This window comes from Streptomyces spororaveus (assembly GCF_016755875.1).
In the GTDB taxonomy this organism is placed as follows: Bacteria; Actinomycetota; Actinomycetes; order Streptomycetales; family Streptomycetaceae; genus Streptomyces; species Streptomyces spororaveus.
The window spans coordinates 681532-706454 of the sequence record NZ_BNED01000005.1 but is presented as its reverse complement, the minus strand read 5'-3'; the positions used below and the strand labels follow the sequence as shown (position 1 = coordinate 706454).

Below are 24923 nucleotides of genomic sequence, written 5' to 3'. Positions count from 1 at the left end.
CAGGAGCACCCCACGATGGCCACCCCTGCCCGCACGTCACGCCTGCGCGCGTGGATGCTGGAAGGCTTGACCGCCGAGAACAGTTCGCCCGCCGCCAAGGAGGCGGCGGCCCAGCCCCACGGCCGGCCGTGGTGGCGCGTCATGTGCCTGACGGGTCTCGACTACTTCTCCACCCTCGGCTACCAGCCCGGCATCGCCTTCCTCGCGGCCGGTCTGCTGTCGCCGCTGGCGACCATCGTGCTCGTGCTGCTGACCCTCTTCGGCGCGCTGCCCGTCTACCGGCGGGTCGCGGAGGAGAGCCCGCACGGCGAAGGCTCCATCGCCATGCTGGAGCGGCTGCTGACCTTCTGGAAGGGGAAGCTGTTCGTCCTGACCCTGCTCGGGTTCGCGGCGACCGACTTCCTCATCACGATCACCCTCTCCGCGGCGGACGCGACCGCGCACATGGTCGAGAACCCGCACCTCACCAGCACCCTGCACGGCCACGAAGTAGTGATCACCCTGATCCTGATCGCGCTTCTGGGCGGGGTGTTCCTGAAGGGGTTCAGCGAGGCCATCGGCGTCGCCGTGGTCCTGGTGGCCACCTATCTCAGCCTGAACGTCGTCGTCGTGGCCGTCGGGCTGTGGAACGTGTTCACGCAGCCGCAGGTCATCACCGACTGGACGACCGCGCTCACCGCCGAGCACGGCAACCCCTTCATGATGATCGCCATCGCACTCGTCGTGTTCCCGAAGCTCGCGCTCGGCCTGTCGGGCTTCGAGACCGGCGTGGCCGTCATGCCTCACGTCAAGGGCGATCCGGACGACACCGATGCGAAGCCCGCGGGCCGGATCCGCGGTGCGAAGAAGCTGCTGACCACAGCGGCCGTGATCATGAGCATCTTCCTGATCTGCTCCAGCCTGATCACGACCCTGCTGATCCCGGCCGCCCAGTTCGAGCCGGGCGGCGAAGCCAACGGCCGCGCCCTCGCCTACCTCGCCCACGAGTACCTCGGCTCCGCCTTCGGCACGGTCTACGACATCTCCACGATCCTGATCCTCTGGTTCGCGGGCGCCTCCGCGATGGCGGGCCTGCTGAACCTGATGCCGCGCTACCTGCCCCGGTACGGCATGGCCCCGCACTGGGCCCGCGCCCTGCGCCCCATGGTCATCGTGTTCACCCTGGTCGCGTTCCTGGTGACCTGGATCTTCAACGCCGACGTGGACGCGCAGGGCGGCGCGTACGCCACCGGTGTCCTCGTTCTCATCACCTCGGCGGCGGTCGCCGTGACCATCGCCGCCCGCCGGGCGGGGGAGCGCGGCTGGACCATCGGCTTCGGCATCATCTCCGCCGTCTTCATCTACACGACCGCCATCAACATCGTGGAACGTCCCGACGGCGTGAAGATCGGCGCCTGCTTCATCGCCGGCATCATGGCCCTCTCCCTCCTCTCCCGTCTGGCCCGCGTCTTCGAGCTGCGCGTCACGCACGTGGAGTTCGACGACATGGCCCAGCGGTTCATCCGCGACACCGCCAACCGCACGATCCGTTTCATCGCGAACGAGCCCGACAACCGGGACCGCGAGGAGTACCGGCAGAAGAAGGAACAGATCCGCGCGGACAACGACATCCCCGCCGGGGACGACGTGATGTTCGTCGAGGTCACCGTCCTGGACGCGTCCGAGTTCGAGTCCGGCATGCGCGTACGCGGCGAAGTGCTGCACGACCGCTACCGCGTCCTGACCCTGGAGAGCTCCAGCATCCCCAACGCCCTGGCCGCGCTCCTGCTCCACGTACGCGATGAGACCGGCCAGCGCCCGCACATCTACTTCGAGTGGACCGAGGGCAACCCGATGGCCAACTTCCTCCGCTTCTTCCTCTTCGGCCAGGGCGAGGTCGCCCCCGTCACCCGCGAGGTCATCCGGGAAGCCGAACCGGACCGGTCCCGCCGCCCCCACGTCCACGCCGGCTGAGCCGCCCGGCGGGCCCCCTAGCTGCCGATGTCCCGGCTGCGGAAGTCCTCCAGCGTCTCGCGCCGGACCAGCACCCGCGACGTGCCCTCGTGGACGGCGACCACCGGGGGACGCCCCACCATGTTGTAACCGGACGCCATGGACAGCTGGTACGCGCCCGCCACGGGTACGGCGATCAGGTCACCGGGGTGGACGTCGCCCGGCAGCTCCACATCGGCCGCGAGAACGTCCCCGGCCTCGCAGTGCCGGCCGACGACCGTGGCCGTGCAGGCGTCGGCGGTGGAGTGCCGACCGATCAGGCGGGGCGCGTAGCGCACCCCGTACAGGGCGGGCCGCGGATTGTCGCTCATCCCGCCGTCCACGGCGACGAACACCTTCTCGCCGGTGTGCTTGACCGCGAGCACGCGGTACAGGGCGACCCCGGCCGGCCCGGCGACCGCACGCCCCGGTTCGACGAGGAGCCGGGGCACGGCCAGGCCCGCGGCGGCGCAGCCTTCGCCGAGCTCGGTGCGCAGGCCGCGGGCGAGGGCGGTGAGGTCGAGGGCGGACTCGCCGGGCCGGTAGGCGATGCCGTGGCCGCCGCCCATGTCCAGCTCGGGCAGGTCGATGCCGTGCGTGTCGCGGATGAGGGCCATCAGCCCGACCATGCGGCGCAGGGCGACGAGGTACGGCTCCACCTCGGTGATCTGGGAGCCGATGTGGCAGTGCAGGCCGGTCAGTTCGAGCTGAGGCTGTCCGAGTATGCGCGCGATGGCGTCCTGCGCCGAGCCGTCGGTGAGTGAGAGGCCGAACTTCTGGTCCTCCGTACCGGTACGGATCTTCTCGTGGCCCCCGGCCGAGACGCCCGGCACCACCCGCACCATCACCTTCTGGTGCCCCTCCGGCCCGACGGCGGCCGCGATCCGGGCGATCTCGGACGGCCCGTCGATGACGATCCGCCCCACGCCGAGCCGCAGCGCCGCCTCCAGGTCGCGGGGCGACTTGGCGTTGCCGTGCAGCACGATCCGCTCGGGCGGGAACCCGGCGGTGACGGCGAGCTCCAGCTCCCCGGCGGAGCAGACGTCCAGGCCCAGTCCTTCCTCCTCCACCCAGCGCACGATCGCGCGGGAGAGGAAGGCCTTGGCGGCGTACAGGACGTGGGCCTCGGGGAGGGCCGTGCGGTAGGTGCGGCACCGCTCGCGGACCTCACTCTCGTCCAGAACGTAGGCCGGAGTGTCGAACCGGTCGGCGATCTCCGTGAGGGACACCCCGCCGACGGCCACGTCACCGTGCGGAAGCAGGGTCGCGGAGGCGGGCCACACGGACAGTTCACCGGCACGGGCCGGAACCTCGTGGAGGGAGGCGATGGACATGGTGCGGTTCCCTTCAGACGGTCCGGGCAATGGTCCCGGGAGCCTGCGGGACCGGAGTGGTGACCGCCCCCGTAGCCGCCGCGGTGGCCGTCCCCGTCACCGCAGGTGCGGTGAGGGCCGGGTCGACGGTCAGCAGCGATGCTCCGACCGGTTCGGTCATCGCGCGGAGCGCGGACTCGGAGAGCCGGATCCACCGCTGGCCTGCGCCGAGCGTCGCGGCCAGCCGTTCGGCACTGGTGAAGCCCACAGCGGTACGCGCGCCCAGCGGGGTGCGGAACAGGCGTACCACCACCTCCGCCCTTCCCGGCAGGACCGGTACGTACAGGGGCCCGGCCGGGACGCGTTCTTCAGGCTCCGGGTCGTCTTCGTACTGGAACAAACACATGAGGCCCTCCCAGAGGAACCACGAGTGACGGTTGAGGCCCCGGACGCGGGGAGGCGGTCCAGGGCACGACGACGAAGCTATCCCCGCCCGCACGCACGTGCGGCCACCCCATGACGGGACCTTTACGGCGGCGGGTCAAGTCCATACGGATCGCTGACGGCCCCCCGACCGGGGCGGCATCAGGGTTCCGTATCGGCTGTGGACATCCGCGTGAGAGGAGAGGGAAGAGGCCGTACGAAAAGTCGTGATCGGTGCTACGGGCACCCCGGGGAGCCCGGCCGTCTTGCACAAGGCCGCCGCGGCGGCCCTTGTGCGTGATGCGGAGCTGTGGGTCGTCCTGGCCTGGCAGCCGCCGGGCGGCGAGCTCGGGATCCCGCGCGGTGTGGCGCCGCCTCGTCCGCCCATGCCTTCGTGACCAGCGAAATCGACCCCGGAGGGCGGTCACCCCGGACGGCTGCGAGGACATCTCTGCCGAGTCGGAGGAGCATCTATTGCTGTGGGGCCATAACGGCGCGCCACGCCCCGGCGGGCACGAGGCGGCGCACATCGGTCGGCCGCGAGGAGGAAGGCCATGATCGTCGACTGCGCACATTACCGCGATGGGCGTCGACAGGACGAGGGCGCCATGCCTCTGGAGCAGGCGGCCGCGCGCTGCCGGCAAGGCGGATTCGTCTGGCTGGGCGTCTTCGAACCGTCTCCCGGGGAACTGGACCGGGTCCGCGAGATCTTCGGACTGCACGAGCTCGCCGTCGAGGACGCCGCAGCCTTCCACCTGCGGCCGAAGGCCGAGCAGTACGAGGACGGCACAGAACTGATCATCCTGCGCACGGCCCGCTACGACGACGAGCGCGAGGAGATCGACACCGGCGAGATCAGCGTCTTCCTCGCCGACCACTTCGTGATCACCGTCCGCCAGGGCATCGCGAGCGAGCTCCACGAAGCCCGCAGCCGACTGGAGAGCCGCCCCGAACTGCTCAAGACCGGCAGCTCCTCCACGCTGTGGGCGATCCTCGACCAGGTCGTCGACAGCTACGCGCCGGTCGTCGGCGAGCTCGAGCGCGACATCGAGCAGATCGAGGCCACGGTGTTCTCCGGGGCCGTCGCCCCGACCGAACGGATCTACTCCCTGCGCCGCGAGGCCACCGACTTCTACCGGGCCGTACACCCGCTGCTCGCCGTCCTCACCAGGAGACTGCAGCCCGGCAGGACGCCGCCCGCGCTCCAGCCGTACATGCGTGACGTGCACGATCACCTGCTGCTCGTCAACGAGGAGGTCGCCGCCCAGCGCGACCTCCTGACCACCGTCCTGGAAGCGAACATCGCGGTGATCTCCGTGGAGCAGAACAAGATCAACCTTCGGCAGAGCGCCACGATGGAACGGCTCACGATCCTCGCGAGCGTGTTCCTCCCGCTGTCCTTCGTGGTCGGCTTCTTCGGGCAGAACTTCGCCTGGCTGGTCACCCACATCAGCAGCTTCACGGCGTTCCTCACCCTCACCCTCCTCGGGGTGCTCCTTCCGTGCCTGCTGCTGTACGTCTGGCTGCGCCGGCGCCGGAACCGGCCGACACCGCCGTTGCCGGAAGCGAGCCCCGTCGGCCGGAACGCCCCGACATCCTCCGCGCAGTGAATCCCGCGCGATCGGCCGAGACGGATGGTCGGGGCGATGATGCCGCGGGTGACGACCTGTGAGCCGACCCGGCTCATCGACAGGTCGACGGTACGATCCGCCGCACTCACGGCCATCCGGACCACGCCGCCACGCAGTCCGGCTCGTGAAACGAAGGCCGAGCCCGGGGGAGGGGAGCCGGCCCGTGCCGCTCATGCTGCCGGGTACCCTCCGACCGCCCGGCGGTAGGCCATGTGCCCGCCAAGGGCGCCGGTGACGGCGACGGCGGCCAGCCCGCCGAGGGACCAGAGCCGGCCCTTCGCCGGGCGGCCGCGCAGCCGCGACGTCAGGGACACGGCGTAACAGGCCACCGCGGCCGCGTTCGAGGCCGCGTGGGCCAGGCCGACCCGGGCCTGTTCGGGGGGCAGGTCCGCCCAGTCCACCCAGCCGGCCACCGCTGCCGGGGCGATCCCGGCCAGTCCGACGGCGGTGAGGGTCGTGCTCGCCCGCTGCGTACCGGGTACGACGTCCAGCACGGCGGACGAGAGCCAGCATCCGATCGGCACCTGCACCAGTACGGGATGCAGGGGGTGCCCGAGCGGCCTGCCGCGCAGCAGATCACGCAGTCCGCCCAGGGGGAGCGCGCGGATGCCCCGCTGGAGCACTCTGATCGCCGGATCGGCCACCGAGGTCCGTTCGAGCCGGTCCAGCGCGGTCAGCCACCGGGTCGAGGCGGTGTCGAGTACTGCGGTCCGCCCGGTCACGGCCGAGGCGTCGGGGGTGTGTGCGTTCATACTCGACGCCTACCCGGTCCCACACCGCGATCCCGCCCCGGACCCCACTGGCACCCGAACGACCAGCCTCTCGACAGGGCAGTCGGCCGTCGGAGCGCCGGACCCGGCGCGGGCGTCGCCGCGCTGCTCGATCGGATCGTCGCGGTGGACCATCCTCGTTCCGGACGAAGGCGGACGTCACCACCTTGTGTGGTCGTGGCGCCACATCGTGTCGCACCGCGAGGCGTTCTACCATGAAACACACAGTCTTCTTCATTCCCGCACCTGCTCACGGCGAGACGGTAGGGAGGCCGGCATGGAGTTCGGCACCGGATCCGGGGGAGTGGACGGTGCACGCTATCTGCCGATTTCCGAGCACGGCCTGATCGGTGATCTCCGCACCGCCGCGCTCGTCGGGACCGACGGAACGATCGACTGGTACTGCTGCCCGCGCTTCGACGCACCGAGTGTCTTCGCGTCCATCCTCGACGCCGACAAAGGCGGATCGTGGGAGCTGGCCGCCGAGGTGCCGGCGCGTACCCGGCAGTTCTACTTCCCCGACACCAACGTCCTGATCACACGGTTCTACGCGGCCGACGGGGTGGCGGAGATCCAGGACTTCATGCCGGTCGTCGACGAGTCGCGCGAGGCGTCACGGCACCGGCTGATCCGCCGGGTGATATGCGTGCGGGGAACCCTCCCCTTCAGGACACGGGTGGCCCCGCGCTTCGGCTACGGCGCCGAAGCGCACACCGTACGCACGCAGGTCCACGAAGCCGTCTTCGAAGCCCCGTCGATCTCACTGGCGCTGACCTCCACCGTGCCGCTCGAAAGCGACGGGACCGACGTGGGGTCGCACTTCAAGCTCCTCGAAGGCGAGTCCGTCGTCTTCGCCCTCGACAAGATCAGCGATGACGTCCGCCCGCAGGCCTGTCCGCACGCCGAGGCGGAGGAGCAGTTCGAGGCGACGGTCCGGTTCTGGCGCCACTGGCTGGGCCGCTCGCGCTATCGCGGCCGGTGGCGGGAGATGGTGCACCGCTCCGCGTTGCTGCTCAAGCTGCTCACCTATGTGCCGACCGGTGCGATCGTGGCCGCACCGACGACCAGCCTGCCCGAACGGGTCGGCGGTGAGCGCAACTGGGACTACCGGTACGTGTGGGTCCGCGACGCGGCCTTCGCCATCTACGCCATGCTCCGCCTGGGCTTCACGACGGAGGCCGAGGCGTTCATGGGCTTCCTCTCCGACCGGGGCATCATGCGGGGCGTCGGCCCCACCGGTCCACTGCAGATCATGTACGGCATCGACGGGCGCACCGAACTGCCCGAATCCGAGCCGCTCCACCTCGAAGGGCACCTGGGATCCGCTCCGGTGCGGGTCGGGAACGCCGCCACCAAGCAGCTCCAGTTGGACATCTACGGCGCGCTGATCGATTCGGTCTACCTCTACGACAAGTGGGGGCAGCCCATCAGCAGTGATCACTGGGACGAGGTCGGCGCGGTGGTGGACTGGCTCTGCGACCACTGGGACCAGCCCGACGAGGGCGTCTGGGAGACCCGGGGCGGCCGGCGGAACTTCGTCTACTCGCGGCTGATGTGCTGGGTGGCGATCGAACGGGCCATCCGGATGGCCAACCGGCGGGGCCTGCCCGCCGATCTTCCGCGCTGGCAGCGGAGCCGGGACGCGATCTACCGGCAGATCATGCGCGACGGCTGGTCGGCGAAGCGCGGCGCGTTCGTCCAAGGGCTGGGGGACGACGTACTCGACGCGTCCGTGCTGATGATGCCGATGGCCAAGTTCATCTCGCCCACCGACCCGAAGTGGCTCTCGACCCTGGATGCGCTCACCACGGATCTGGTCTCCGACTCGCTGGTCTACCGCTACGACCCGGAGGCCAGCCCGGACGGCCTGCGCGGCGCCGAGGGCACGTTCTCGATCTGCTCCTTCTGGTACGTCGAGGCGCTCACGCGTGCCGGACGCCTGGAGGATGCCCGCCTGGCCTTCGAGAAGATGCTCACCTACGGCAACCACCTCGGCCTCTACGCGGAGGAGATCGGCCGGAGCGGCGAACAACTAGGCAACTTCCCGCAGGCGTTCACCCACCTCTCGCTCATCAGCGCCGCCTTCAACCTCGACCGCGCCCTCGGCTGAGTCCCGGGCCGGCGCCTACGGAGCCGTGCCGCAGGTACGGGCCGGACGCAGGCTCACGATGCTCGCCTGCGGCACGGAGAGCCCGGTGAGGCGGCGCGACCGGACGAAAGGCAAACGCTGTGGGCACGTCCCGAGCAGGATGGCTGCACCTGACCCGGTGTGGCTACGAAGCCTTGGGCCAGGGGAACCTCCCCGCCCAGTGGGCCCAGGCCACCAGCACCATCAGGACGGCTGCCAGTCCGCCCAGCACCATGACCGTCGAGGGCGAGGAGTGGTCGAGGACGGCCCCTCCGACCAGGGCTCCGATGGAGATGGTGGCCTGGAAGGAGGCGGTGAAGAGGACGGAGGACGCCTCGGGGGAGTCGGGCGAAGCCTTGGCGAACCAGGTCTGCGAGCAGACCGGCACGGCTCCGTAGGCGACGCCCCAGACGATCAGCAGTGCCACCGCTCCCACGTCCGACCGGCCGAGGACCGGGAGGAGCAGGGTCGCACCGGCGATCAACGCGGCGGCCGCGGCGAAGGTCGCCCGCGGGTAGCGCCCCACCGCTGATCCGCCGAGGAAGTTGCCGGCGATTCCGGCTGCTCCGTAGACGAGCAGATAGACCGTGATGAGGGCCGAGCTCACCTGGGTCACCTGCTCCAGGAAGGGGGTGACGTACGTGTACGTGCCGAAGTGAGCGAGCACGACGAGGAAGGTCATCACCAGGGCGAAGCGGGTGTTGACGCTCCGGAGCATGCCGCCGAGGACGTCGAGGCGCGTCGTCTGGTCGGAGGGGAGCGGCGGGACGACCAGGAGCAGCAGGGCGAGGACGGCCAGCGTGAAGCCGCCCATGACGAGGAACGCCGTCCGCCAGCCCGCGATGTCACCGATGAGGGTGCCCAGCGGTACCCCGAGTACGGAGCCGAGCGGTACCGCGGAGAAGATCACCGAGGTCGCGCGGCCTACGGATTCGGCAGGCACCAACTGGCGGGCGAGCCCGGCTCCGATCGACCAGAAGCCGCCGATGGTGACCCCCACCATGACGCGGGAGACCAGGACCAGCCAGTAGTCCGGCGCTGTGGCGGCCAGGAAATTGGCCAGCGCCAGCACGAGGATGAACACCCCCAGCATGACCCGCCGGTCGATACGCCCCGTGGCCACCGTGACCAAGGGGGCTGAAACCGCGGCCAGGAATCCTGGCATGGTCATCGTGAGACCGGCCATTCCGTCCGAGACGGTGAAACTCGATCCGATCGAGGTCAGCAGGCCGATCGGCAGAATCTCAGCGGTGACGATCGAAAAGATCCCCAGCATCACCGCAATCACAGCCAGCCAGGAAGCCGAAGCCGAGCGATCCGGCGGTGCGGGAGATTGGGCAGAAGCGGTGGTTGTTGCAGACATGAATCCCGTCCTGAGCCGCGGACATCACATGCAGAGTGCGACCACCAGTCCAGCAGGAACGGGCACCATCCTCTGGCGGATTCCCGACACCAACGATCAGCCCCAAACCAGTGTCAGGGGTGTACGAGGCGGGGAAGAACGCAAAGGTGGAGCTCATTTCTCCCAAGAGGGCTGCCGCTGCCAGAGCGGCGACAGGAAACCTTCCCCTCACGGCCAGCTGACGCGTCCCCGGGGAGCGCGCCCGTCACCTGCTTCGCCGCGTTCGGCACGGATCCGACTGCGCGTACGCATCAGGATCCGGCCGAGCATGTTCTTTCCGGTCCCCGTCCGGCCGCGTCCCCAGTAGTGATCGGACGTCGTGTCCTCGACGATCTCTGCGTCTCCCGTGGCGAGCAGGATCGCGCCGATGTCGGTGTGCGTACGGAACTTGGCCGCCACGGCGCGGCGCATCACGTCGTCCTTCACCCGTTCCCAGTCCCGCCGCATCGGCTTCGACGGGTCGCGGCCCAGCTCCGCGGCGCGCAGCGGGGTGCCGGCCCGGCGGATGAGCTCGGCGTGGCGGGTGCCGGTGAACTTCTGTGCCTGGAAATAGTGTTCCGTGGTCGGCCACCAGTATCCGTCGAGGTCCACGCCATGTGCGGAGAAGTTGGAGAAGCAGCCGTAGGGAACTTCCTCGGCGCCATAGAAGTAGATCGGCATACGAACCTCGTGGCAGGGGCGGGAACCGCACCGTGTCAGGAGCCGGCCTGCGGTCGCAACCGACTTACCGCCCGGCCCACCACGCTGGTGCGGCCGATCCGTGATATCCGGAACCGCACGTCCAGCCCCGCCGTGTCCTGAATCGGCTCCGTGTGCGTCATGAGAAAATGGCGCACGACGAGAGGGGCGTCGCGATACCGTGAGCGATCAGGATCCAGGCTCCATCCCTGTTCCTGCCAAGAGGCCGTGATGGCTCGTTCGGCGAAGAGTGCACAGCGCGAGTCGTGGACCATTCCCAGTCTGGACCGGTTGGGTTCGTCCTGCTTCGGCGGGCAGCCCGCATGACCTGTTCTCCCCCTGCTGCCTCGTCCTCCGGATCCGGGACGATTCGATGCCCTGCCGCAGGTGGCGACGGCTGCCGAGCGCTCCGCATGCCGGATCGATCACCGGCTAATGTGACCGCCATGCATTCGATCGAGTTTCGTGTGGCTCCCCAATCCGGCGGGGGTCAGGGCCGGGGCGAGACGCCCTCTGCGGTGGAATTCCTGGTGGATGGGATTCCGTTCCTGGAACTGGTACGCAGGGCGGAGCTTCCCGACGCGTTCGCAGAACAGCAGGAGCGAGCCGCCGAGTTCGCGCCCGACCCTGTTCCGCTGCTCGCAGGCGCGTACGCATATCCGGCGCTCCTGTCCGCCCGGAACCTGCTCGGCGGCGAACCCGACCGTGTGCCGCACGGCGCAGAGCGGGGAGAAACGCTGCTGTTGTCGTGCACGTGCGGAATTGACGACTGCTGGGCGCTGACGGCGCACATCACGGTCACGGACACCACCGTGACGTGGTCGGGCTTCCGCAACAATTCCCGGGACTGGAACCACGACTCCCTCGGCATCCTGGCCTTTTCCCGCCCTCAGTACGAGCAGTCGCTCCGCGCTGCCCTCGACGCCCTGTCGGCACTCCGGTCCTGACGCGCATCCACTGATGCTCACGGCGCTCACGGCGCAGCCGCCGACGACACACCACACGGAGGGGTATCCCATGGAGAACGAGCCGATACAGGCCTGCCTGGACCTGCTGGAGCAGGCGCGCCACCTGTCGCTGGAGGACGAGCGGCGCCGCCTGCTGGAACAGGCCGCCAGTGACCTCGTCCGGGACGGGCGGCGTCGTCGGCGTGCCGCGAGACGAGCCGTCCGGGCCGCCGCCGACGCCGAGTTGCTGGCCGACACGGTGACCCGAGCGCCCGACCGGATCATGGATACGGCACTGTCGGCCGACACCCGGCACCGGGCGGGCCTGTCCGTGCACGAGTACGTCCAAGGGCACAGCGGTCCCGGCGGAGTGACCCGCCGGACGCCGGGTCGCGTACCGGACGGCGACGAGCCACCCAGACTGCTCAACCGTCCGCAACGCTGCTACGTCTGCAAGAACCACTACCGGCTGGTCCACCACTTCTACGGCCAGCTGTGCCCGGGCTGCGCCGACGAGAACCTCGCCCGGCGCACCGCCCGGACCGATCTCACCGGCCGGCGGGCGCTGCTGACCGGTGGGCGGGTCAAGATCGGCTTCCATGTGGCCCTCATGCTGTTGCGTGACGGAGCGGAACTCACCGTCACGACCCGCTTCCCGCAGGACGCGGCGAACCGCTTCGCCGCGGCGCCGGGTGCGGCCGACTGGTGGCACCGACTGCGGATAGCCGCGCTGGACCTGCGCGACCCGAGACAGGTACTCGCCCTCACCGACCACCTGCTCGACGAGGCCGCACCTCTGGACATCCTGGTCAACAACGCGGCCCAGACACTGCACCGGTCTCCCCGGGCGTACCGTGCGCTGGCAGCGGCTGAGGCCGCCGCCGTCGCGACGGCCCAGCCCGCCACCGCCCCGGAGATCTGGACCGCCCCCGGATTCGCCGTTCCCGGATCACATACCGCGGCACTCCCTCTGACGGCAGAACTCGCCTCACGCGCCCGGGTCTCCGGCGCCCTGGCCGGCGTCCGCCGCGGGGCCGAAGGAGCCCTCGCGCCGACCACGGAGCCGACCACGGAACCGGCTCCGACTCCGGCCCCGGCCTCGGACCTGCAGGAGCGCACCGACGAGGCAGGGCTCCTGCAGGAGACGGGCTCCAGCAACTCCTGGACCCTGCGGCTCGGCCAGGTCGAACCGGCCGAGCTCCTCGAAGTCCAGCTGGTCAACGCCGTGGCGCCGTTCCTGCTCGCCGACCGCCTGCTGCCCCTGCTGGAGGCGTCCCCGCATGCCCGCCGCTACCTGATCAATGTCTCGGCCGTCGAGGGCCAGTTCGATGTCCGCAACAAGACCAGCGGCCACCCGCACACGAACATGGCCAAGGCCGCACTGAACATGCTCACCCGCACCAGTGCGGCGGACCTGGCGGCCCGGGGCATCCACACCTGCAGCGTGGACACGGGCTGGGTCACCGACGAGAAGCCGCTGCCCGCCCGGGAGCGGCATGCCGCCACCGGGTGGCGTCCGCCCCTGGACGTCATCGACGGCGCTGCGCGCATCTACCACCCCATCGTCCAGGGACAGGCAGGCAGCCCCATCCACGGCGTGCTGCTCAAGGACTACCGGGACGTTGCCTGGTGACCTGCCCGGGGGCGGCGGCGAACCGCCGCCTGAACGGCGGCAGACTCCGGGCCCCTATGCTGAACCGATGGACGAGACCTCCGCGGCTCAGGCGGCCGCCTGCTGGCCGCTGGTCGCGTCCGCCGAGACCGACGGGCTGCGGGAACTGGCCGGCGACGACGGGCTCACCGGGTTCATGCCCCCGGCGATGCCCGACGCGGCCTGGGTGCTCCACTCCATGTACGAGCACGAACTCGGGCCCTTCGACATGCCGTACGTCGAGTACCGGCGGGCGTTCCTGAACAGCAAGAGCGGCGGCCTGGAGATCATCCCGGGCCTCGACCCCGCGGAGGTGTTCACCGACCTCCCGGACACCTTCGCGCCGTCCAGAGGCGAGCACCCGGGGCCGCGCTGGCGCCGTCTACGCTGGGCGGAGCTCGCCCGCCGGACCGGAGATCCCGTGGCCGCCGAGGGCCGCCTGCCCTGCTACACGTCCTTCGCCTCGCTCCGCGATCGGGGCGGCTGGCCGCTCGGCATCACCGGCCCGTCCGAGGGCACCCTGGCCCGTGCGGACTGGAACCGGCTGATCGGGATCCTCACCGAGTGGAGCCCTCAGGGCGCGGACACCCCCTGTCTCGCCTACTACACGCCACTGGGCCAGGGAGCCGAGGACTTCGACCACCTGCACGTGCGGGCCGGCCGTCTCGGGGACGCCAAGGCCCTGTACGACCACCCCGACGAAGAGTGGTGGACTCCATCCAACTTCTGGGCCCATGACCGGTCCTGGATCCTGTGCACGGACTACGACTTGTGGGCCACCAAGCTCGCCGGCCCGGCCCCACTCGTCGAAGCCCTCCTCGGCGACCCGGAGACCGAGGCCGTACGACTGCCCTGGGCCCACTGATTCCGCCGACCGGCCCAGGAAAGCGCGGTGCGGTGTCCAGGCCTGGCCGTTGGCCTGTACGCGTCGGAGCTGGGGGCATCGCTCTGGACTTCGGGTCAATACTTCGTAAAGTCAGGTACGGCGCGGGGGAGCCGCGCACAGAACGATGGGGGAGTCAGTGCTTCTGAAAACCTTCGGCTGGTCGTTCGCGGTGACCGCCCTCGGTCTGGTCGCAGCGTTGTTATATGGGGGTTGGACCGGATTCGGGATCGTGGCGATCCTGTCCATTCTCGAGATTTCGGTGTCCTTCGACAATGCGGTGGTCAACGCCGGGATCCTGAAGAAGATGAATGCCTTCTGGCAGAAGATCTTCCTCACCGTCGGCGTACTCATCGCGGTCTTCGGCATGCGGCTGGTCTTCCCCGTCGTGATCGTCGCGATCAGCGCCAAGATCGGGCCCATCGAGGCCGTCGACCTGGCCCTCTCCGACAAGGAGATGTACGAGCAGCTGGTGACGGACGCCCACCCGTCCATCGCCGCCTTCGGCGGCATGTTCCTCCTGATGATCTTCCTCGACTTCATCTTCGAGGACCGTGACATCAAGTGGCTCGCCTGGCTGGAGCGCCCGCTCGCCAAGCTCGGCAAGGTCGACATGCTGTCCGCCTGCATCGCGCTGATCGTCCTGGTCGTCGCCTCGATGACCGTCGGTGCCCACGCCCACCAGCACGGTGGCGTCCACGTGGACAAGGCGCAGACCGTCCTGGTCTCCGGCGTCCTCGGCCTGATCACCTACATGATCGTCGGCGGCCTCTCCGGCTACTTCGAGAACAAGCTGGAGGAAGAGGAGGAGGCCGAGCACGAGGCCGAGGAGGAGGCCAAGAAGAGCGGCAAGCCCGTCACGGCCGTCGCCATGGCCGGCAAGGCGGCCTTCTTCATGTTCCTCTACCTCGAAGTCCTCGACGCCTCCTTCTCCTTCGACGGCGTCATCGGCGCCTTCGCCATCACCAACGACATCGTGCTGATGGCCCTCGGCCTCGGCATCGGTGCCATGTACGTCCGTTCGCTGACGGTCTACCTGGTCCGCCAGGGCACCCTCGACGACTACGTCTACCTGGAGCACGGCGCGCACTACGCCATCGGCGCGCTCGCCATCATCCTGCTCGTCACCATCCAGTACGAGATCCACGAGGTCATCACGGGTCTCGTCGGCGTCGTCCTGATCGCCGGGTCCTTCTTCTCCTCGGTCGTGCGCAACCGGAGGCTGGGGGCGTCCGGGGGAGAGCGCACGGGGTCGCACGAGAAGGCCGAGGTCTCCTCCGGCGTCTGAGCCGGTCCGGGCCAACTCACCACGTCCGTCCACTGGGTGACGGCAAGGCTCTCCGGGCGACGACCGGCGCCCTGCCTGGGCGGTGACCGAGGCGGGGCGGTCCGGCCGTCAGGCAGCCGAGTCCGCGGTGTCAGTGCTCGCAGAGGGAGAATTCGCGTTCGTAGAGCTGCTCGTTGTGCTCGGCGACGAAGAATTTCCGTTCCTGCATGAGCTGTTCACGATAGGTCTTCGCCTGTTCGAGCGTCATGGTCGACGTATCGGACCAGGGCTGCTGCGGTGGCACATCGGATGTCGAGACGATTCTTTCCGACGGGTCGACCAGGAAGAAGGCGAGGATCTTGCGGTACCCCGGGCGAGCGGTGTCCGCGAGGCGGAACGAGTCGACGCGGTGCTGCAGGATGTTCGGGAACGCCAGGCAGCGGCCCGCCGGGGTCGACGCGGATCCCAGGACCTGGTTCAGCGAGTCTTCGTCTTCCAGGCCGTAGACCTCACGCAGACCGTTGTCGTCGTTCTGCTCGTAGTTCGGATCGTCGAGTGCCGCCCGGAAACCCAGCCGGCTTTCCGTGATGTTCTCGCTGTCCCAGTAGTAGATACCGGTCGATACGATCCGCTCGTTCATCATCCCCTCGACGTGCCAGGAACCGCCGGCGTACTCGGGCTTCTCCGGGGTGAGATGAAGGGTGGCGAGCTTGACGATGACCTGGAGACGGCGGCCCCGCAGGTCGACCCGGGCGGATGCGTCGGGCGAGTCGGGCATGGTGAAGGCCGGGGCGTCCGGGATGACCGGGCGCCGGTTCTCCCACCATGCGTCGTGGGCCTGCTCCCACACACCCAGGGCCTCTCGATAGGCCTCACGGTCACCGTAGGCGGACTTATCGGGATACTCCGGCTCCGAGTCGTACCACCCGTAGGGATCGGCCTCGATCCGCAAGGGCCGCGGATGGCGCAGATCCGTCAGCACGTTCTCCAGCAGCGGCCGCATGCGGGCGAACAAGTCCTCCAGGACAGGTACCAGTTCGCGGTGGGTCTCGGGGTGGACATTGTTGACGTACGAACAGAAGGTGGCATCGCCGTCGTCGCTGATGTCGACGTCCGTGGGAAGCCACTGGAACTTCTCCGAGAACTCGTACTTCGAATAGCGGTCGGTCGGGCTCTGCCAAGCCCGATCGTGCGCGCCGCTCGCCTCTCTCACCAAGCAGAACAGCGAGGGGTGGACCAGATCCAGTACCTGACCGTCGGATCCGGGATGCCAGTCCTGCTCTGCCTCGGGAACCTGTTCCAGCACCCGAACCGCCTCGCGCAGCCGCGATCGGAGCTTGTCGTCGACCAGAGTGTCCGACTGCCAGACCCCGTCGACGGCGGACACCTCGACGCCGGTTCGCCCGTCCCGCAGGGCGGCGTAATGCACGAGTTCGGCAAGCACGTAACGCACCTGAGCCTCAGTGAGGCCCTGGGCGACCGCTTCCCGCGTCCATCGGGCGACGATGTCGGCGTCGTTCATCTTGTCGAACCATCCCGGCTTGGCCCGAATGTGCGCGCTGCACTGCATCATCTGGACCTCCCGCAGTGTTCGGGGCGTCGCGAACGACAGGGAACGGGATGCCTGAAAAGGCAGCGGGAAAGCAGACAGGCCGGTCAATTCTTCTGGTCCTCCGAGTCGGTGTGCGGTGGCCGGAAGACTACTTCAGAGGACTGACACCGCAGCCGTCGTCCCGTCATCGGGGGCCCGGGAGCAGCGGAAGGCCTGGTCGGCCATGGTCCGGTTTGCGTGTTCAGACGATCGACCTGATGGTCCTGTCCGCGTACCGCAGCGTCTCGTCGATGGCCGCGTCCATCTCGCGCAGAGCGTCGGGCTCAGCCGTGAGGAGAGCGCTGACGTTGATGCTGCCCACGGCGAGGAGGCAGCCCGCCACCCTGAGGAACCCCTTGTACCGTTCCTGCCCGTCCTGCCCGAGCGAAGCCCAGTCCCGGGGTTCCGGCGGCAGACCGGCCCTCCACTTCTCAAGGGCGTGGGTGCCGTGGACGCTTACGTACTCCACGATGTCCGGGGCACGGAGCAGCACTTCGATCATCGCGTCGAACCCTTGCTGCGACTGGTCCAGCGCCGCCTCCGCAGCCTCGACCTCGGTTCGCAGACGTTCCTCCTCCTTCTTGTTCCGGCGCCGCCTCAAGACGTAGAACCCGGCGGCTGCCAGTGCTGCCGCCGGAGCGGCGACCATGCCGGTGAGCAGGAGAATCCCGCCGGCCATGCCCGCACCGCCGGCGGCCAGCGTGCCTCCTCCCAGGAGGGCCAGCGTCGCGTTGGTCGCGGCAACCCCGGACAGCGTCGAGATGGCCGTTCCGGTGGAGGCGGAACCGAACAACGCGGCCGCGGTGAAAGCGCCGTAGGCCGCGGCGCCGCCGACTGCCGCCCCGGCCGCACCTCCGGCGGTGGCCCCCCGGATGGCGTTGGCGATCCCGGCGGACATGGCTCCGATACGTATCGCCGTAGGGGTCCTGGCCGCGCTCTCGATCTCCTCCTGGCGCGGTCTTTCCGGCTCGGGCGCCCCGCTGATGCTCTTGGCCAGCTCCACGAACCTCATGAAGAACTCGTCGCGGACGACATCATGGACGCGGTAAAAGGCTTCCCCGTGCTCTTGGGTGATCTTCGACCGCTGGGCCGCCTTCTCGTTGACCTCGGCGTAGCGTCGCTTCGTCTCCGCGACCTGTTCGCGCAGCTTCACGGGCCGCTGGCCCCGCTGATGAGCGAGGGACCTGGTTCGGTCCTCCGCCTCCTGCTTGAGTTGCTCGGGCGTCAGCCGGAGGGCGAGGGCGATGGCGGCCAGACGGTGCTCTCTGGGGCTGATGAGCCCGTGCTCGATCCGGGAGATCGAGACCGCGCCACCCTTCCCGTAGTCGGCCCGCCTGGCCAACTCGTCCTGGGTCATCGAGGGACTTTGGTCCAGGCGGTACTCGCGGATCACGAGGCCCATCGCCTCCGCGCTGAACTCATTCACCGGTCCCGGCCCCGGCGCCTTGGGCCGGCGGCCTGTGGCGACGCCAGGAGGACTGGGCCTCACGCGCCACCGCAGCACTGGAGCGGATCGCCTGGAGGCTGTCTTCGATGAACTGCCTGGCCGCCTTGACCACGGCCGGATCACGGCGGACTTCGTCGACGGCGTGAATGAGGGCGAAGGCGAGAGCCAGTTGAGCAAAGTTGAGGCGAGCCATGGCAGTGGACCCTTCGTTGCTGTCGGTGCTATGCCTGCAACATAGCGTCACTTAGTGCGCGGCGTTCACACTATGACGACATCGACTGCGTCCCGCGGCCGTTCGGCCTCCCTGCCGGGTCTGTTCGTCCACACCTCGGGCCTGTTGGGCGCCCTCGCCCCTGGCTGTGTCGGCCATGCCGTCCAGGATGCCGAGAGCGGGGGCGAGAACGGCCTCACCCCCGCGCCGTCACCAGCGGGTACGTGGCGCGCGGCGCCTACGGGCGCCCTGTGACACGGAGGCGTAGCAGGGTGCGGCGGCCGCGTTCGGCGACTTCCGGGTCGGCGTGGGTGCTGCCGTAGGCGATACCGGAAACGGCGTCGAAGGCCGACTCGCAGTCCAGGCGGAGCTCCTCGACCGGGGTCAGCGGCCTGCCGTACCCGGCGAGGAACGCGGCGCGCAGGTCGGGCCGGCCGTCCCAGGTGCCGCTCAGGCGCACCATGTCCCGCGTGGCGGTGCCGTACTCCGACCGCTCGAAGTCGAACAGCCGTGGCTCGCCGTCCTCGCCGAGCAGAACGTTGCGGTACTGGAGGTCCCCGTGCGTCGGTACCAGGGCCGGCCGCGGGAGGTCCTCGTACGTGCGGGCCAGGGCGAGGACCAGGTCCTCGTCCCCGTCCGCCAGGCACGGCCGGGCCGCGTCCAGCCGGCCCTTCACCCCGGCCGCGGCCGGGGCCGCTCCGACGGGCTGTTCCGGGGCACTGTGGTGCAGCGCGGAGGCAAGACGGCCCAACGCCTGCTGGACGCCTGCCTCGGCGGCCGCATCGAGGACCATGCCGTGCAGTGGCCGTCCGGCCAGGGGGGTGACGACGACGGCGCACGCCGCGGGGTCGGCCGCGACGAGGCGGGGAGCGTGTGCGCCGAGTGCCGGCACCCACCTCCGGTACGCGGCCACCTCCCGCTCGTGGAACTTCGGTCCCCGGTGCCGCTTGAGGTACCAGGTTCCGCCGCCGGCGCCGGTGATCAGCCACACCCGGCTTCCGGTGCGCGCCCAGGAGGCGTCGACCGCCTCGGTGATCCGGCCGACCGCCTGCTCTGCGAACGTTCGCAGTCGGTGCGGCAACTCCGCGCCGCCGACGGGTGGTCCGGGCAGCGGACGGCTGCGGTCGGGGTCGCCGCGGGTGTACCGGATCGGGTCGCCGGGCCGCTGGAAGTGCACGGCGGCGGGCAGCCCGGCGCGGTAGGCGTCGAGGCCGGCCCGGCAGTAGGCCACCATCGGGTCCGGCAGCCCGTCCAGCGGGTACCAGCCCATGCCGTCGCACCGGTCCGGCTCCCTCACCTCCGGCCGGCCCGACCAGCGCCGTACCTCGAAGAACACGCCGATCCGGGAATGGGCGCCCACCGGAGGGCGATGGTGGACGGTGACGGCAGCGGTCACGTCCTCGGGGTCGATCACCACTCCGGTCTCCTCGCGGGCTTCCCGGATCACCGCCGCGAGCATGTCCTCGCCCGGGTCGAGGTGCCCGGACGGCAGGTGCCACAGCCCGGACGCGTACACCGGCCCGGCGCGGCGGGACAGCAGTACCTCGGGACCGGTTTCGCCGTCGCGGCGCAGGATGAGGTGGACGTCGACCGGCACGGTGTACCGGGCCCCGCCGCTCACCGTGCGGCCCCGGGGCAGCGGGTGCCGGGATCTCCGGTGACCGTGACCTTGCACGCGGTCTCGCGGCACACGCAATCGCCACCGCCTGTCGCCGCGGTGGGCATTTTCGTCATCCGTGGGTCTCCTCGGTCGGGTGTGGGGAGCCGTCGGCACAGATCCTCCCGGGCTCGACGCGGAACCGGGGGCCGATCGAACAACCCCCCACCAACGAGTCCGACCACGGAGCGAGCCCGCGGGAAAACCGTGTGGCGCACCGCGGCGACCGCTGCTACGTTTCCGGAGGCCGTGCGAGAGAAAGAGGAGGTGGTACCCGTGAACGCAGTATCGACACGGGTGCTCCCCTCCGGGGTCACGGTCGGGCGATAGGTCGTCCGGGAGCGCCGATACGAGCCCTCCCGAAAGGCACGACCATGCACTTCACCTCCGAGCAGCGCCTCGACGACGGCGTCCTCGAACGCGCATTCACCCTCGGCGAGATCCCCGGCACCCTGTGGACGCCCGCCTCCGCCGCACCGGTCCCGCTGATCCTCATGGCTCACAACAACGGCCTGCCCAGGGCGGCAGCCCGCTTGGCGGCACGGGCCCGGCATTCCGCGGCGAGCGGCTACGCGGTGGCCGCCATCGACGCCCCCGGGTGCGGTGACCGACCCCGTTCCGCCGCCGACGAGCAGGCACGCGCCGACCTCCGCCGGGCGATGCAGGCAGGCGAGCCGGTCGACGACATCTTCGAGTCCTTCATCGGCCCGCTGGTCGAAAAGGCGGTCCCGGAATGGCAGACCACCCTGGACGCCCTCCTCGCGCTCCCCGAGATCGCCGGCCCGGTCGGGTACTCGGGATGGACGGCCGTCGGCATCCGCCTGGCGGTGGTCGAGCCACGCATCGCCGCCGCCGGACTCTTCGCCGGGGGCTACGTTCCCCGCGCCCAGCGCGAGGAGGCACGGCAGGTCACCATCCCGCTGCTGTTCCTGCTGCAGTGGGACGACGAAGGGAACCCCCGGCAAGGGGCCCTGAACCTGTTCGACGCCTTCGGCAGCACGGAGAAGACGCTGCACGCCAACATGGGCGGGCACGTCGGCACCCCGTGGTTCGAGGTGGAGGAAGGGGTCAGGTTCTGCGACCGGCACCTGAAGTGAAGCAGGCCCGTCAGGCCGGCCCTCCCCGGAGCGCCGGCGCACGCAATGCCGTTTGTCCCGAGGCGCGTTCGCGGCCGGTTCGGGCAGCCGGTCGCACGACAGGTCGTACTCCCGTCTGCGGCCCGGCGGCGGTATCCGCGGCCCGGACGACTGACTGCGCGACAGGGGGAGACGCGCGTCAACGCGTGTGGCGCATGGGTCCACCGGTCCGGGGCAGACGAGGCATCGGTGGCGGCGAGCCGCCTGTGACGGCGGCGTGTACGAAGGAGCGAGATCGTGATGATGGCTCACCCCGCGGTACTGGCACGCCTGGTGGCGGAGTACGAGAGGGTGTCCGAGCCTGAGGCGGTGAGCCGTCACGAACCGGTGCGGCAGCGGATGGAAGACGTGGTCTACACACTGTGCGTGACGACCGGGACGCGTGACATAGACGCCGCGCTGGCCGCGGCCCGGGAGCGGCTGCGCACCGCACGGCTCGGTGACGCGGACGCCCCGGCGCAGGCGCAGGACGACCGGACCCTGAAGGGTAGGGCGGGGTAGTCCACCTGGTGGCCTGCCGACGGCACGGGCGGCCGTCGGCAGGCCGAAGGTCAGGTGTGGACGCGGCTGTTGACTCCGTCGTGGCTGTCGGCCTGTTCGTCGTCGAACCAGTGGCCGTCGACCGCGAGGTAGCGGAAGGAATGGGCGGTGTTGGCGGAGAGGGCGACCGTCGCGGCGCGGGTCCCGTCGCCGCGCGGCGCCAAGGGGTGAGCGGCGGGGTTCCAGTGGTTGAAGTCGCCGACCACGCTGACGGGCCCGTGCGGGGTCTCCTCGGGGAGGATGAAGGTGACCTGGGTGCGGCCCTTGAGCCGCTTGCGTTCGAGCACTGAAGTCTCCAGCCGCGAAGAAGGGGAAACCGGGCCCGTGCATCCTCGCGCTGCCGCGCGTGCGGCGCGACCGTACAGCGCCGTAAGCCGGGCAGAGGCCACCCGGATGGTCGCGAGCCGCCGACGCCTGCGTGGGTCAGCCGCCCTGGCCCGCGCTTCCGATCGGGCCGACCTCGACCGCGGAACCGGAGCCGTCCGTGACGGGCAGGGTGGCTGCGCCCGGCCAGGCGAGGGTGACCGACTTCGTCTCGTCCGGCGGGGTCACGGTCAGCCCCGTGACGCGCACGCCGGAACCGCCCGACGTGTTGAGCGGGTAGGTGACGCCGAAGGAGACCGCCGTCCCCTTCTTGAGGACGGCCGGACCGGGGTGCTCGCCGGTGCGCTTCGCGGACAGCGTCCCGGCGCTGGTCTTCAGGTCGACGCCCGCGTACTCGGAGAGCGTGCAGTCCCCGCCGCCGCGGTTCTTCAGCTGCACCGCGACGGTGCCGTCGGTGTCGCCGCCGACGGTGCTGTCGATCGCCGTGATCTCCAGGTCGTCGGTGCGGCACTTGCCGGCCTTGCCGCTCTCGCCGGAGCCCGAGCCCGAGCCGGTGTTCGTGCCGGCAGTCTTGCCCTTCCCGTCGGAACTCGTGGCCGGGGCGGGCGCGGCGGGCGCGGTGGAGCTGCTGGAAGAGGTGGACGAGGGCGACGGGCCGCCTTGCGCTGTGCCGTCCTCGCCGTTCTGGCACGCCGTGAGCGTGAGGCCGGCGGCGACGGCCAGGGCGGCGAAGGTGAGCTGGTGAACGCGCATCGTTGCATCCTCGGAATCGATGGTCGGTACGAGCGAGCGTTTCTGAACACGAGGACCCGTCGGGGCCGGCCGGCCGTTCCGTTCCGCCGCCCCTTAATACCTTCCTGTTACACACACAGCCGGGGTGACCACTCTTTAGCGGAAGTTGCGCAACGAGCCTTCTGACCTGGCCGGCGGCACTACCGTCCACATCTCGGTATGCGTCCTGCCCTGCCCGAGCCCGGTACCGGGCGGTGGCGCCACCATCGACGCCGCCTCGGAGGCTGCCTGCTCATGCGCCCAGGATCGCCTCGCACCGGAACCTCACTGACCGTTCTGGCCCTGCTCACCGCCGTGTTCGCGCTGATCGTCGGAGGCGCCGGATCGGCCTTCGCGCATGCCGGCCTCAGCGGCTCCGACCCCGGCGACGGCGTCGTCCTCAAGACGGCACCGAAAGCGGTGACGCTGACCTTCACCGAGTCGGTCGGCTTCTCGGACGACTCGGTGCGCGTGCTGTCGCCGGGCAACGAGCGCGTCAACCCCCGCCCGGCCGAGCACGTGGACGGCAAGGACAACACCGCTCGGGTGGACCTGTCCGACGAACTGCCCCAGGGCACCTACACGGTGGCCTGGCGGGTCGTCTCCGCCGACGGCCACCCGATCTCCGGCGCCTTCGTCTTCTCCGTCGGCGAGCCGTCCGAGACCGCCGCCGTCGTCCCGACCGGCTCGCCGACGGACACGGCGGTCGGCCGCCTGTACGGCTTCGTCCGCTACGTCGCCTACAGCGGGCTCGCCCTCCTCGTCGGGGTCACCGCGTTCGTCGTCGTGTGCTGGCCCGCCGCGGCATCGCTTCGTCCGGTGCGCCGACAGCTGGCGGTGGGATGGGTGATGCTGGTGGCGTCCACCGTGGCCCTCCTGCTGCTGCGTGGCCCGTACGAGACGGCCGGCCCGCTGACGTCGGCGTTCGACCTCTCCCAATGGAGCCGAACGGCCACCGGTCGGCCCGGTGGAGCACTGCTCGCCAGGCTCGCGCTGCTCGCCGTGGCGGCGGTGGCCGTCAAGCGGTCGGCCGTACGGTTCCGCGGTCAGGACGGCGGAGCCGAGCCGCAGGCCCTCGGTTCCCGCGCCCGGCCGGCCGGGGCGGTACTCGCCCTCGGGCTGGCGCTCACCTGGGCCGCGGCCGAGCACGCCTCCGCCGGCATCCAGGTCCTCCTCGCCGTTCCCGTGGCGGTCCTACACCTGCTGGCCATGGGGGTCTGGCTCGGCGGCCTGATCACGGTGGTACTGCTCCTCCGGAGCCGGGGCGACACCGCCCCCGCGATTCCGGCGGCCGCGATGAGCCGGTTCTCGACACTGGCTTTCGCCGCCGTCGCCGTTCTCGTCGGCACCGGGGTGTACCAGTCCTGGCGGCAGGTCGGCTCCTGGGGAGCCCTGACCACGACGTCGTACGGCAGGACACTCGTCGTGAAGGTGGCCGCCGTGGCCGTCGTGCTGTGCGTGGCGTTCTTCTCACGACGGTGGACCGCCCGCCTCGTGCGTGAAGCGCCTGCGGCCGCGCGGAAGTTGAAGCTGAAGCTCCGTGAGCCCGCGCCCGAGCGGGTGAGGGAGACGGCCGGCGCGCCGTCCGTCCCGGCGGCGGCGGAACCCAGCGGCCGGCCCGAGACGCCTCGCGGAGGCGAGGCAGAGGGCACGGACACCCAGCGGCCGGTTACGCCCGCCGACGCATCCCGGCGACGCCTGCGTCGGACGGTGGCCGTGGAAGTCGTACTCGGTGTGGTGGTTCTGGCGATCACCACCGTGCTCACAGGAACCCAGCCCAGCCGGGCGGCAGCCGGGAGTGCCAAGGCAGCCGCGGGGCACGAGCCGCAGGTGCGGGTGGTCACCGTCCCGTTCGACATGGGGACGGCGAACCACCAGGGCAGCGTACAGATCAGCCTTGAGCCGGGACGGGTGGGGGAGAACACGGTCGAGGCCGTCGTGTACACCGCGGACGGAGGCCTCGCCACCGTTCCCGAACTCCGGCTGACGCTCACCCAGGAGGACCTGGGCATCGGCCCGATCGACGCCAAGCTCACGAACCAGAAGGGGTACTGGGCCGCCTACGACCTGCGGTTGCCCATGCCCGGCGAGTGGACCATGAACATCACGGTGCGGACCAGTGAGATCGACCAGGTCACGGTGCGCGAGACCGTCCGCATCACGCCGTCGTCCTCGTAGACGC

Annotated in this window: 21 protein-coding genes; 10 read left to right on the top strand and 11 right to left on the bottom strand. The window is 70.1% G+C overall.

From position 1 onward, the window contains the following. Positions 1-15 precede the first annotated feature (15 nt). The gene (locus Sspor_RS05860) at positions 16-1953 is read left to right on the top strand and encodes an APC family permease (protein ID WP_202198100.1); all 1938 of its coding nucleotides are present in this window, start codon (positions 16-18) and stop codon (positions 1951-1953) included. Positions 1954-1970: 17 nt separating this feature from the next. Here Sspor_RS05860 and lysA read toward each other — a convergent pair whose 3' ends face one another. Next, complete coding sequence (gene lysA / locus Sspor_RS05855; protein WP_202198099.1) at positions 1971-3305, bottom strand: diaminopimelate decarboxylase; 1335 nt, start codon at positions 3303-3305, stop codon at positions 1971-1973. A gap of 13 nt (positions 3306-3318) precedes the next feature. Then, entirely contained in the window at positions 3319-3690 is a 372-nt protein-coding gene (locus Sspor_RS05850; protein ID WP_202198098.1) for an SAV_915 family protein, read from the bottom strand. Positions 3691-4315: 625 nt separating this feature from the next. Here Sspor_RS05850 and Sspor_RS05845 point away from each other — a divergent pair. Continuing rightward, positions 4316-5317, top strand: a complete 1002-nt coding sequence (locus Sspor_RS05845; protein WP_202198097.1) for a magnesium and cobalt transport protein CorA — start codon at positions 4316-4318, stop codon at positions 5315-5317. Between the two features lie 191 nt (positions 5318-5508). Here Sspor_RS05845 and Sspor_RS05840 read toward each other — a convergent pair whose 3' ends face one another. After that, the gene (locus tag Sspor_RS05840; protein ID WP_202198096.1) at positions 5509-6090 is read right to left on the bottom strand and encodes a DUF2231 domain-containing protein; all 582 of its coding nucleotides are present in this window, start codon (positions 6088-6090) and stop codon (positions 5509-5511) included. Positions 6091-6385: 295 nt separating this feature from the next. Between Sspor_RS05840 and Sspor_RS05835 the strand changes: the two genes are divergently transcribed. After that, on the top strand, positions 6386-8218 hold the full coding sequence (locus tag Sspor_RS05835; protein ID WP_202198095.1) for a glycoside hydrolase family 15 protein: 1833 nt from the start codon (positions 6386-6388) through the stop codon (positions 8216-8218). A 163-nt stretch (positions 8219-8381) separates the two neighbouring features. On the opposite strand, the gene Sspor_RS05830 is transcribed toward Sspor_RS05835, so the two are convergent. After that, complete coding sequence (locus Sspor_RS05830) at positions 8382-9599, bottom strand: MFS transporter (RefSeq protein WP_202198094.1); 1218 nt, start codon at positions 9597-9599, stop codon at positions 8382-8384. A 207-nt stretch (positions 9600-9806) separates the two neighbouring features. Next, the gene (gene ybiA, locus Sspor_RS05825) at positions 9807-10298 is read right to left on the bottom strand and encodes a riboflavin biosynthesis intermediates N-glycosidase (protein WP_202198093.1); all 492 of its coding nucleotides are present in this window, start codon (positions 10296-10298) and stop codon (positions 9807-9809) included. Positions 10299-10762: 464 nt separating this feature from the next. On the opposite strand from ybiA, the gene Sspor_RS05820 reads away from it, so the two are divergent. The 4 genes from Sspor_RS05820 to Sspor_RS05805 all read left to right on the top strand — a co-directional run bounded on the left by Sspor_RS05820 (position 10763) and on the right by Sspor_RS05805 (position 15085). Continuing rightward, the gene (locus Sspor_RS05820; protein ID WP_202198092.1) at positions 10763-11263 is read left to right on the top strand and encodes a hypothetical protein; all 501 of its coding nucleotides are present in this window, start codon (positions 10763-10765) and stop codon (positions 11261-11263) included. Positions 11264-11333: 70 nt separating this feature from the next. Further along, complete coding sequence (locus tag Sspor_RS05815) at positions 11334-12896, top strand: SDR family NAD(P)-dependent oxidoreductase (protein ID WP_202198091.1); 1563 nt, start codon at positions 11334-11336, stop codon at positions 12894-12896. Between the two features lie 67 nt (positions 12897-12963). Then, the gene (locus Sspor_RS05810; RefSeq protein ID WP_202198090.1) at positions 12964-13779 is read left to right on the top strand and encodes a hypothetical protein; all 816 of its coding nucleotides are present in this window, start codon (positions 12964-12966) and stop codon (positions 13777-13779) included. Positions 13780-13936: 157 nt separating this feature from the next. Beyond that, entirely contained in the window at positions 13937-15085 is a 1149-nt protein-coding gene (locus tag Sspor_RS05805; RefSeq protein WP_202198089.1) for a DUF475 domain-containing protein, read from the top strand. Between the two features lie 130 nt (positions 15086-15215). Here the strand turns inward: Sspor_RS05805 and Sspor_RS05800 are convergent, their stop codons facing one another. From Sspor_RS05800 to Sspor_RS05785, 4 genes are all read right to left on the bottom strand, one after another. Beyond that, positions 15216-16724: a DUF4246 domain-containing protein gene (locus Sspor_RS05800; protein WP_202198088.1), complete on the bottom strand. Its 1509-nt coding sequence runs from the start codon at positions 16722-16724 to the stop codon at positions 15216-15218. Between the two features lie 133 nt (positions 16725-16857). Continuing rightward, positions 16858-18081 carry a helix-turn-helix domain-containing protein gene (locus tag Sspor_RS05795; protein ID WP_202198087.1) on the bottom strand — a complete coding sequence of 408 codons (1224 nt, stop codon included), beginning with the start codon at positions 18079-18081 and terminating at the stop codon, positions 16858-16860. Next, positions 18074-18295 carry a hypothetical protein gene (locus tag Sspor_RS05790; RefSeq protein ID WP_202198086.1) on the bottom strand — a complete coding sequence of 74 codons (222 nt, stop codon included), beginning with the start codon at positions 18293-18295 and terminating at the stop codon, positions 18074-18076. Before Sspor_RS05790 ends, Sspor_RS05795 begins: the two co-directional genes overlap by 8 nt. A 256-nt stretch (positions 18296-18551) precedes the next feature. Further along, a complete protein-coding gene (locus tag Sspor_RS05785; protein WP_202198085.1) occupies positions 18552-19934 on the bottom strand; it encodes an NUDIX domain-containing protein in 1383 nt (460 codons plus the stop codon). A 410-nt stretch (positions 19935-20344) separates the two neighbouring features. Here Sspor_RS05785 and Sspor_RS05780 point away from each other — a divergent pair, with 410 nt between their 5' ends. Together Sspor_RS05780 and Sspor_RS05775 are read left to right on the top strand one after the other, a co-directional pair. Further along, positions 20345-21067, top strand: coding sequence for a dienelactone hydrolase family protein (locus tag Sspor_RS05780; RefSeq protein WP_202198084.1), 723 nt, complete (start codon positions 20345-20347; stop codon positions 21065-21067). A 276-nt stretch (positions 21068-21343) separates the two neighbouring features. Beyond that, on the top strand, positions 21344-21607 hold the full coding sequence (locus tag Sspor_RS05775; RefSeq protein ID WP_202198083.1) for a DUF5133 domain-containing protein: 264 nt from the start codon (positions 21344-21346) through the stop codon (positions 21605-21607). Positions 21608-21657: 50 nt separating this feature from the next. Here Sspor_RS05775 and Sspor_RS05770 read toward each other — a convergent pair whose 3' ends face one another. Then, on the bottom strand, positions 21658-21933 hold the full coding sequence (locus tag Sspor_RS05770) for an isoamylase early set domain-containing protein (protein ID WP_202198082.1): 276 nt from the start codon (positions 21931-21933) through the stop codon (positions 21658-21660). A gap of 136 nt (positions 21934-22069) precedes the next feature. Beyond that, positions 22070-22723 carry a DUF4232 domain-containing protein gene (locus Sspor_RS05765; protein WP_202198081.1) on the bottom strand — a complete coding sequence of 218 codons (654 nt, stop codon included), beginning with the start codon at positions 22721-22723 and terminating at the stop codon, positions 22070-22072. 273 nt (positions 22724-22996) lie between these two features. Between Sspor_RS05765 and Sspor_RS05760 the strand changes: the two genes are divergently transcribed. Next, on the top strand, positions 22997-24919 hold the full coding sequence (locus Sspor_RS05760; RefSeq protein ID WP_202198080.1) for a copper resistance CopC/CopD family protein: 1923 nt from the start codon (positions 22997-22999) through the stop codon (positions 24917-24919). Positions 24920-24923: the final 4 nt, after the last annotated feature.